The organism is Flavobacterium sp. KACC 22763 (assembly GCF_028736155.1).
Lineage (GTDB): Bacteria > Bacteroidota > Bacteroidia > Flavobacteriales > Flavobacteriaceae > Flavobacterium.
On record NZ_CP117879.1, the window covers coordinates 2,490,609 to 2,501,372 of the forward strand.

Annotated in this window: 4 protein-coding genes; all 4 read left to right on the forward strand. The window is 40.8% G+C overall.

What is annotated here, in order from left to right; translation table 11 throughout:
• Positions 1 to 2 precede the first annotated feature (2 nt).
• The 4 genes from PQ463_RS10005 to PQ463_RS10020 all read left to right on the forward strand — a co-directional run bounded on the left by PQ463_RS10005 (position 3) and on the right by PQ463_RS10020 (position 10,756).
• Positions 3 to 2,435: a hypothetical protein gene (locus tag PQ463_RS10005; protein WP_274257612.1), complete on the forward strand. Its 2,433-nt coding sequence runs from the start codon at positions 3 to 5 to the stop codon at positions 2,433 to 2,435.
• Between the two features lie 83 nt (positions 2,436 to 2,518).
• Complete coding sequence (locus PQ463_RS10010; protein WP_274257613.1) at positions 2,519 to 7,594, forward strand: beta strand repeat-containing protein; 5,076 nt, start codon at positions 2,519 to 2,521, stop codon at positions 7,592 to 7,594.
• Positions 7,595 to 7,682: 88 nt separating this feature from the next.
• A complete protein-coding gene (locus PQ463_RS10015) occupies positions 7,683 to 10,037 on the forward strand; it encodes a hypothetical protein (RefSeq protein WP_274257614.1) in 2,355 nt (784 codons plus the stop codon).
• A 5-nt stretch (positions 10,038 to 10,042) separates the two neighbouring features.
• Positions 10,043 to 10,756: a LolA3 family protein gene (locus PQ463_RS10020; RefSeq protein ID WP_274257615.1), complete on the forward strand. Its 714-nt coding sequence runs from the start codon at positions 10,043 to 10,045 to the stop codon at positions 10,754 to 10,756.
• The last annotated feature ends 8 nt before the right edge of the window (positions 10,757 to 10,764 follow it).

The following is a 10,764-nucleotide window of genomic DNA, read 5'->3' on the forward strand; positions in this document are numbered from 1 at the left end:
AGATGAAAATTACCTATAAATTAGTTTTTACCCTTTTAAGTTTTTTTATTTTTTCTATCTCTTTTTCTCAAAATACATCTGAGAAATCAAATGATTTTGATGTCATTAAGTTAAGATCTATTTTAAAGAAACGAGGTGTTGCGGATAAAGATTTACCAAAAGAAATGAATGCTTTTCGTACTAGACAACAAAAAATTAATCGAGCACAAAAAACTAAAAATCTTTCGAATAAAAAAGTGGCTACACAAAAAAATACGTTAGCTATAAACAGTACGAATATTTCAACTTTGCGTTCAGCAGCGGCTTCGTGTGTTATAGATGCTAATGAGCGTGGAGGTTACATCATGCTCTCTAATTATGAAATCCTTGTCTCCACCACACCTGTTACCGCTTCTTTAAGCGGAACATATTTCCCCTCCAATGTATACACCTACAGCTGGAGTCTATTAGATCCTCAAGGAGCATTGGTTAGTAACAGTACAGATCAAAATTTTACTTTCACTCCAAGTACATTAGGAGAATATACAATTGAACTTGTACTTACAGATCAAAATGGATGTACAACATTTTATGATAATGCTGTCAGGTCTCTTGATGAATGCGGTATTACTGAAAATGAACGTTCTTTTGGAATAATGGCCCCTGGCGATTATTCAAATTCCACAACGTCATTAAATATGAACCAAGCTTATGAACTAACAGCAGAATTCTGGCGCACCCAAAATTATTCAAATCTTACTTTTGATTGGAACCTTTACAGTCCCAATGGCACATTAATAACAAGGGGGACCTCTGCTGAATTTCCAATCACGCTTTCAGTGCCAGGCTACCATAAAGTACTTTTAAATGTCACTGATAATCTTACGGGGTGTAAGGCAACTAATTCTAAAGTAATTATTTCTCTAATGTCTGGAAGTTGTACAGAAGAAAATCCAAAATCAGAAATTGTAAAAGGGCTTTTATTAAATGTAGTGAAAAAATTAGCCGCAAGGACATTAATGGGTGAGACAGACCAACAAATCAACAATAATGGCCCAGGTTCAGATTTTAGTAGTTTATTACCCTATTTAAAAAATAATACTGGAACCTCTTTTTACAACTATGTAAGCAATAGAGAACAAAACTTCAATACGGGCTATTTGTCTGAAATAAAATTTTCATTTTCTCCTGACAGACAATATGATGTTCGTTTCTATATGGGATATGGAATTGCGCCTTTTCAACCTGAATATGAAACAGTTGAAGAACTCTATGAGAGAATTGAATATGAATTGTATTTAAATACTAGCCAATACATCTCTTATAACGAACAGTTAAATTCTTGCAATGTGAGCTTGCCTACAAGGATGGCTAATGGATCTTCTCCCTTATTTGATCCCGATGATTGTAGAGCAAAATCAGAAATTGTTAATATCGATTTTTGCCCTTCAAACTGTGATCCAGTTACAGGAATCATTAAAATTATAAAAGACACCGGTTATCCATTCCAATTTTCAAATTCTGGCATTACGTCTGTGTTAGCATGTAATGAAACAGCTTTTCCAAATAAATTTTACGCCAATACACAAACACTAAGCATAGGAACTAAATTATTTGCAAACCAGAGTTTATCAACTCCTGTACCTGTAAGTAATAGCTTTGCATGGTATAAAGCCCAAGATAATACCGTTGCTTATAAAATTGATGCAACAGGTAAAATAACCGATATCTATTCTTGCTCTACTTCTACTTGCGATAAAAGATTCTTAGATTATGTTACAGTTGTAGCTCAAGAACCAATTACTCTTAACTATTTCCTTCCAAACGGAACAGAGGTTAATAAAACTTTTGAGCCTGTACCAAGAGGAGGAGATCAAACCTATACATTTTCAGTTGCTGCTTGTATCAGTGAAACTTCACTTACAATTGATGGCCCCGTTTTAAACAAAACCGTTGCATGGAACGACAATCAAAATTGCTGTCAAACTGCTATGGCAAAAGCATTCCGATTTTCTACACCAGGAAGAGATAGTGCAAGCGAAGCGTGTCCTGCAATAACTTTCCCTGATACCTTTTACGCTGCTTCTAATTCCTTAGGAATTGGAACCCAGCTTTATCTTGATGCGCAGTTAAAAAACAAAGTAGGAAGCGGAAACACCTGGCGTAAAGAAGGAATTGATGGATATACGATTAGAATCGCTAATGATGGTACGGTAGCAGAATTCAGCAATTGTGGAGTAGAAGAGCCAACTACAACTACATATGGATATCGTGCCATGCATCCTTACGAGCATACAGGTACTGATTATGTTATTTACATAGACGCAAACGGAGTCCAGCGACAAATTGATCTGCCAAGAGCAGGAGCAGGAGAAGATATTGAAACTGCACCCTGTGTAGAAATAGTAGCCAGAAGCATTGTAACCCATGCAGGAGTTACAACATGCACACCATAAACTGCAGTCAATTGCATATTAGATAGTGTTTTTAAAATACAATAGGTCTATAATAAATTAAAATTATAACACGCATTTTTAAAATGAAAAAACATCTGCTATTGTTAGCTTTCATAATTTTTAATTCAATGGTTTTGCGAGCTCAAGACTGTCCAGCAATTGTTGGATCAATAAAAGGTAGCTCTCCATCCTATCCTGCAATCTGCGAAGCAAATGTTATTGCAACCCCTTCGACTCAGAGCATTTTCTCTGGAGAAGCTACATCCATTAGCTTAACAACCTCTAAAATCGGGACTGTATTTTCATGGACTGTGGTTCAGACAGGAGTAACCGGAGCTTCATCAGGAAGTGGCGCATCAATTGCTCAAACTCTAGCCAATATTGGTGGTGCAGATGGAACGGCAATTTACACCGTAACACCTAAATTAGGGAACTGCTCAGGCACGCCAATCAATATTACGATTACTGTAAAATCATTATATAAAAACTTAGTAGCAAGCGGAACTTTCACTAAAAATAACTGTGGAGCTGGAGGGACAGGTTCAACCGTAACCTACACTGTTAACGCAGGAACATACAGCGCTTCAACGCAAGCAGAAGCTGACACGCTGGCGCAGAATGACGTAAATGCAAACGGGCAGACATACGCCAATACCAACGGAACCTGCACTTTTGTAAATGTGGCAAAAAGCGGAACCTATACGAAAAACAACTGCGGAACTGGAGGGACAGGATCTTCTGTAACCTACACCGTGGCTGCGGGAACATACAGGGCTTCAACGCAGGCAGCCGCTGACACGCTGGCGCAGAATGACGTAAATGCAAACGGGCAGACATACGCAAATAATAACGGCACATGTACTTTTAAAAATGTTGCCAAAAGCGGAACCTATACGAAAAACAACTGCGGAGCTGGAGGGACAGGATCTTCTGTAACCTACACCGTGGCTGCGGGAACATACAGCGCTTCAACGCAGGCAGCCGCTGACACGCTGGCGCAGAATGACGTAAATGCAAACGGGCAGACATACGCAAACAATAACGGCACATGTACTTTTAAAAACGTTGTCAAAAGCGGAACCTATACGAAAAACAACTGCGGAGCTGGAGGAACAGGATCTTCTGTAACCTACACCGTGGCTGCGGGAACATACAGCGCTTCAACGCAGGCAGCCGCTGACACGCTGGCGCAGAATGACGTAAATGCAAACGGGCAGACATACGCAAATACCAACGGAACCTGCACTTTTGTAAACGTTGCCAAAAGCGGAACCTATACGAAAAACAACTGCGGAACTGGAGGAACAGGATCTTCTGTAACCTACACTGTCGCAGCGGGAACATACAGCGCTTCAACGCAGGCAGCCGCTGACACGCTGGCGCAGAATGACGTAAATGCAAACGGGCAGACATACGCCAATACCAACGGAACCTGCACTTTTGTAAACGTTGTCAAAAGCGGAACCTATACGAAAAACAACTGCGGAGCTGGAGGAACAGGATCTTCTGTAACCTACACCGTGGCTGCGGGAACATACAGCGCTTCAACGCAGGCAGCCGCTGACACGCTGGCGCAGAATGACGTAAATGCAAACGGGCAGACATACGCAAATACCAACGGAACCTGCACTTTTGTAAATGTGGCAAAAAGCGGAACCTATACGAAAAACAACTGCGGAACTGGAGGGACAGGATCTTCTGTAACCTACACCGTGGCTGCGGGAACATACAGCGCTTCAACGCAGGCAGCCGCTGACACGCTGGCGCAGAATGACGTAAATGCAAACGGGCAGACATACGCAAATAATAACGGCACATGTACTTTTAAAAATGTTGCCAAAAGCGGAACCTATACGAAAAACAACTGCGGAGCTGGAGGAACAGGATCTTCTGTAACCTACACCGTGGCTGCGGGAACATACAGCGCTTCAACGCAGGCAGCCGCTGACACGCTGGCGCAGAATGACGTAAATGCAAACGGGCAGACATACGCAAACAATAACGGCACATGTACTTTTAAAAACGTTGCCAAAAGCGGAACCTATACGAAAAACAACTGCGGAGCTGGAGGGACAGGATCTTCTGTAACCTACACCGTGGCTGCGGGAACATACAGCGCTTCAACGCAGGCAGCCGCTGACACGCTTGCGCAGAATGACGTAAATGCAAACGGGCAGACATACGCAAACAATAACGGCACATGTACTTTTAAAAACGTTGCCAAAAGCGGAACCTATACGAAAAACAACTGCGGAGCTGGAGGGACAGGATCTTCTGTAACCTACACCGTGGCTGCGGGAACATACAGCGCTTCAACGCAGGCAGCCGCTGACACGCTGGCGCAGAATGACGTAAATGCAAACGGGCAGACATACGCAAATAATAACGGAACCTGCACTTTTGTAAACGTGGCAAAAAGCGGAACCTATACGAAAAACAACTGCGGAACTGGAGGGACAGGATCTTCTGTAACCTACACTGTCGCAGCGGGAACATACAGCGCTTCAACGCAGGCAGCCGCTGACACGCTGGCGCAGAATGACGTAAATGCAAACGGGCAGACATACGCAAACAATAACGGCACATGTACTTTTAAAAACGTTGCCAAAAGCGGAACCTATACGAAAAACAACTGCGGAGCTGGAGGAACAGGATCTTCTGTAACCTACACTGTCGCAGCGGGAACATACAGCGCTTCAACGCAGGCAGCCGCTGACACGCTGGCGCAGAATGACGTAAATGCAAACGGGCAGACATACGCAAACAATAACGGCACATGTACTTTTAAAAACGTTGCCAAAAGCGGAACCTATACGAAAAACAACTGCGGAGCTGGAGGGACAGGATCTTCTGTAACCTACACCGTGGCTGCGGGAACATACAGCGCTTCAACGCAGGCAGCCGCTGACACGCTGGCGCAGAATGACGTAAATGCAAACGGGCAGACATACGCAAATAATAACGGAACCTGCACTTTTGTAAACGTGGCAAAAAGCGGAACCTATACGAAAAACAACTGCGGAACTGGAGGGACAGGATCTTCTGTAACCTACACTGTCGCAGCGGGAACATACAGCGCTTCAACGCAGGCAGCCGCTGACACGCTGGCGCAGAATGACGTAAATGCAAACGGGCAGACATACGCAAATACCAACGGAACCTGCACTTTTGTAAACGTTGCCAAAAGCGGAACCTATACGAAAAACAACTGCGGAACTGGAGGAACAGGATCTTCTGTAACCTACACTGTCGCAGCGGGAACATACAGCGCTTCAACGCAGGCAGCCGCTGACACGCTGGCGCAGAATGACGTAAATGCAAACGGGCAGACATACGCCAATACCAACGGAACCTGCACTTTTGTAAACGTTGCCAAAAGCGGAACCTATACGAAAAACAACTGCGGAGCTGGAGGGACAGGATCTTCTGTAACCTACACTGTCGCAGCGGGAACATACAGCGCTTCAACGCAGGCAGCCGCTGACACGCTGGCGCAGAATGACGTAAATGCAAACGGGCAGACATACGCCAATACCAACGGAACCTGCACTTTTGTAAACGTTGCCAAAAGCGGAACCTATACGAAAAACAACTGCGGAGCTGGAGGAACAGGATCTTCTGTAACCTACACCGTGGCTGCGGGAACATACAGCGCTTCAACGCAGGCAGCCGCTGACACGCTGGCGCAGAATGACGTAAATGCAAACGGGCAGACATACGCAAACAATAACGGCACATGTACTTTTAAAAACGTTGCCAAAAGCGGAACCTATACGAAAAACAACTGCGGAGCTGGAGGAACAGGATCTTCTGTAACCTACACTGTCGCAGCGGGAACATACAGCGCTTCAACGCAGGCAGCCGCTGACACGCTGGCGCAGAATGACGTAAATGCAAACGGGCAGACATACGCAAACAATAACGGCACATGTACTTTTAAAAACGTTGCCAAAAGCGGAACCTATACGAAAAACAACTGCGGAACTGGAGGAACAGGATCTTCTGTAACCTACACCGTGGCTGCGGGAACATACAGCGCTTCAACGCAGGCAGCCGCTGACACGCTGGCGCAGAATGACGTAAATGCAAACGGGCAGACATACGCAAATAATAACGGAACCTGCACTTTTGTAAACGTTGCCAAAAGCGGAACCTATACGAAAAACAACTGCGGAACTGGAGGGACAGGATCTTCTGTAACCTACACTGTCGCAGCGGGAACATACAGCGCTTCAACGCAGGCAGCCGCTGACACGCTGGCGCAGAATGATATAAATGCAAACGGGCAGACATACGCAAATACCAACGGAACCTGCACTTTTGTAAACGTTGCAAAAAGCGGAACTTTCACTAAAAACAACTGCGGAACTGGAGGGACAGGATCTTCTGTGACCTACACAGTCGCTGCGGGAACATACAGCGCTTCAACGCAGGCAGCCGCTGACACGCTGGCGCAGAATGACGTAAATGCAAACGGGCAGACATACGCCAATACCAACGGAACCTGCACTTTTGTAAACGTTGCCAAAAGCGGAACCTATACGAAAAACAACTGCGGAGCTGGAGGAACAGGATCTTCTGTAACCTACACCGTGGCTGCGGGAACATACAGCGCTTCAACGCAGGCAGCCGCTGACACGCTTGCGCAGAATGACGTAAATGCAAACGGGCAGACATACGCAAACAATAACGGAACCTGCACTTTTGTAAACGTTGCCAAAAGCGGAACCTTCACCAGAAACAACTGTAATGCGTTTGGAACAGGTTCTACTGTAACTTATACAATTCCTGCAGGAACATACAGCGCTTCCACGCAGGCAGCTGCAGACACCCTTGCACAGAATGCTGTAAATGCAAATGGACAGACTTATGCTAATAGTAATGGAACTTGTACTTATCCATCTTATTATACTTTTAGACTTAGCAGCCCTGGTAGAACTTCTGCTACTACAGCTTGTACTCAAACCAATTTTACTTTTATAGTGTATTCAGACTCACCATATTTTGGAATTGGACAGCAACTTTATCTGAACACTCAATTAACTACTAAAGTTGGTAGCGGAAATACATGGCATCAAGATTTAGAAAGTGGACAGGCTATATTAATTAACAATAGTGGTCAAATATCTCAAATACAACAATGTCCTAATAGCCATTAACCATAATAAAAACTGTCGTCAAGTAAGCAGAATATGAAAAAGGCAATTTCAAAAATCAAATCATTTAAGTCTGAATCTAGAAAGTAATATGGCAAATCATTTAAAAATAAAAAAGTACGGAACTATAATCCTGTTTCTGATTTTGTTTCCTTTTTCTTCTTTCGCTAAGGATTTTAAGGAATTTAAAATAGATTCAACTTCTGTTGAAATATTAAATGCCCCAGTTAAAATCATGTTTGACACACCTGAAACTCATTGTATAAATGAAGAGGTGAGTTTTACTTTTGAAACTGCTGGCAATAACTTTCGTTACGAATGGTCAACAACTAATTCCTTAGGGCAGGTTTTGGCGCTTCCCGTTTCAAATACAACAGGAAAATATTTGTATACATTTAAAACTCCAGGAACTTATTTTGTAAAGCTGGTTGTAACAGATTCTGAAAACTGCAGCAAAACATTTACCAAAGAAATTACAGCTTTGGCATGTCAAACAGAAGTTGTGTGTGTTAATGAGCCTGTAAAACTTGGATTTGAGACAGTGTCTACTGGTCTTACCTACAAATGGTATACTACTAAAGCAGGAAGCACACAGCAGCTAAATCCAGTTACCAATACAACCGGCGAATATACTTTTACTGGTACTAGTTCTGGAGCTTATACTATTCATTTAAGCGCTTATAAAAATGATCAATGTACATTTGAATTTACAAAAACGATTATTGTTGAGAAATGCCAAGATTTTATTTCATGTACAAAAAACAATTTGAATACGCCTAAAATCAAATCCATCTTCAAGACTTTAGTAAATAAACTACTTACACTTCCTGCTGAAACTATTGTTGATGGCTATACTTGCGACGAACTTAAAGCTTTTGAATTTTATGTAAAAGATAAAAAACCTGCTATATACAATTTTGTACATGATACACAGCAAGGATTTGTTGCATTCTCATTTTCTGACCATTCTGAATATGATGTAAAGATTGCTTTAAACGGAAATACTGTTGCTGACTTTAATCTAGATGATTATGAAAATGATGAAATCGTAACGAAACTGACCACTACTCCATCAAGTAATGTTATCAGTTATGTAAATCATATCAATTTCTGTTCAGAATTATACTGTATTTCACATGTTGCAATTGTTGTAGATGAATCAAGTTCGATTAGTCTTCCACAAATGGAAAAAATCAAAAAACAGCTTAAAAAATACATTCAGCAACAAGCTAGCGATAATGACAAACTACAATCAAACATCTTTGTTTCATTAATAGGAATGTCTGACAGCGATGAAAACAAAAGAGAAGATCACGTACAGCCGACAAGAGTGAGCAATGAAGCCCCTTCTACCCTAGTTGAATTGAATAGATGGATCGAAAATTATGGTAATCGAAGCGGTAAAGTCAAAGGTGTTAGCCCTTCTTCTGATTTTTGGAAAAGTGGTTTAGATTATGCTCTAAATCTTTCTATGAAACCAAATGTTGTATTAATGTTTACAGATGGATGTGAAACAACAAATGTTGAAGCTCTTAGAGATCAAACAATGTCGAGATTTAGTAATTCAAAAAGCACTTTAGATAGTAGTGCAGATAAACCTCATTTATATGTTTTAGGTATTGAAAATGGTTTCTATGTTGATGGCGGAATCACTAACAATGTTCTTGCAAGAAGCGAAGATCCTAACTATGTTCAAGCATTAACTGCTAGTACTTCTGAGTCTAGAGTTGTTCCGCTTTTAAGAACATCTTTAAAATATTTATTAAGCCTTCCAGAAACAGAATACCCTCAATCTAAGATTGATGATTTTAGCTATGACTATTACGGGTTCGAAAGTTTTGATTTGCTTACAAAACCAGAAAATGAAGCTTATCTGTCTGATAATTTAAAGTTAAGCAAATTTACCTGCGGGAACCCTTCAGATAAAAATTATTGTTCTGACTGTTTGACTTTTCAGCCTTCACCGGAAAAAGAATATATGCTTAGCGCTTGGGTAAAAGAAGAATCTGCAATTCAGCTTCAAACTTATGAAAATGCAGCAATCAATTTAATTTACTATAACAATGTAAATACTACAGACGACAGATACATCATGAAAGTAGACACACTGTTTGCAAAAGGGGATATTATCGATGGCTGGCAGAGAATTACATACAAATTCTTAATCCCTAAAGGAACAAGAACAATAGGAATTGAACTTGAAAATAAAAGCGGCGGAGTACCAGTTTACTTTGATGATTTAAGAATCCATCCAGTTGATGGAAGCGTAAAAACTTTTGTATATGATTCAGAAACGTTCAAACTCATGTCTGAGCTAGACGAAAACAACTACTCTACTTTCTATGAATATGATAATGAAGGAGGATTAGTCAGAGTTAAGAAAGAAACCGCAAAAGGAATAAAAACAATACAAGAAACCCGTTCTGGTAATTACATTAATAATTAATACTCATGCTTAATAAAATAATACTATTTATAAACTTTTTGGTTCTAGGCTCATCTGCATATTGCCAAACAGCAAGCGAAGTAATGCAGCAGGTTGGCAAACAGTACACCATAGCTACTCCTCTGCAATATAACTCCAGTTATGTTTTATATAAAAGTGCCGATTCAAAAAAAATTGAACAGGCCTATAAAGGCATTTTTGTTAAAAATGACCTTAACGAGGTGTATATGAAAATTGATCAGACCGAGATACTGAATTCAAAAACAATAAATATTAAAATTAGCCATTCAGAAAAAGCAGTGCAAATTGCAGATCCGCTTAAAAATTACTTCGGAAGTCTGGATGTCAAACCTCTATTCGAACTTTGTAAAGTTGAATCTTTTAAGGATTTTAAAACATACTGGGAAATTGTCTTAACAGCAAAAAACTATTCCAGCTTACCCTATTCGAAGATTGTTTTACAAATAACGAAAAAGTATTTTCTGCAGAAATCTACATTTTTCTATAGTACGGCTGTTAATTTTTCAAATGATTACAAAAGTCCTAAGAATTATCATCCCAGATTAGAAGTTACAAATACTGGCTTTAATCGAAGAGCCGTAAATTCTTCCCTTTTTTCGACCAAAACTTATTTGACAGCATCTGGTAAAAATAGGTTTCTGCCAACAGAAAAGATAAAGAATTACGAAATAACTGACCAAAGAACCATTTCCAATTAATAAAATCA

Coding starts and splice junctions, on each gene's coding strand:
- PQ463_RS10015 (WP_274257614.1), top strand. CDS start 7,683: ATGGCAAATCATTTAAAAATAAAAAAGTACGGAACTATAATCCTGTTT.
- PQ463_RS10005 (WP_274257612.1), top strand. CDS start 3: ATGAAAATTACCTATAAATTAGTTTTTACCCTTTTAAGTTTTTTTATT.
- PQ463_RS10020 (WP_274257615.1), top strand. CDS start 10,043: ATGCTTAATAAAATAATACTATTTATAAACTTTTTGGTTCTAGGCTCA.
- PQ463_RS10010 (WP_274257613.1), top strand. CDS start 2,519: ATGAAAAAACATCTGCTATTGTTAGCTTTCATAATTTTTAATTCAATG.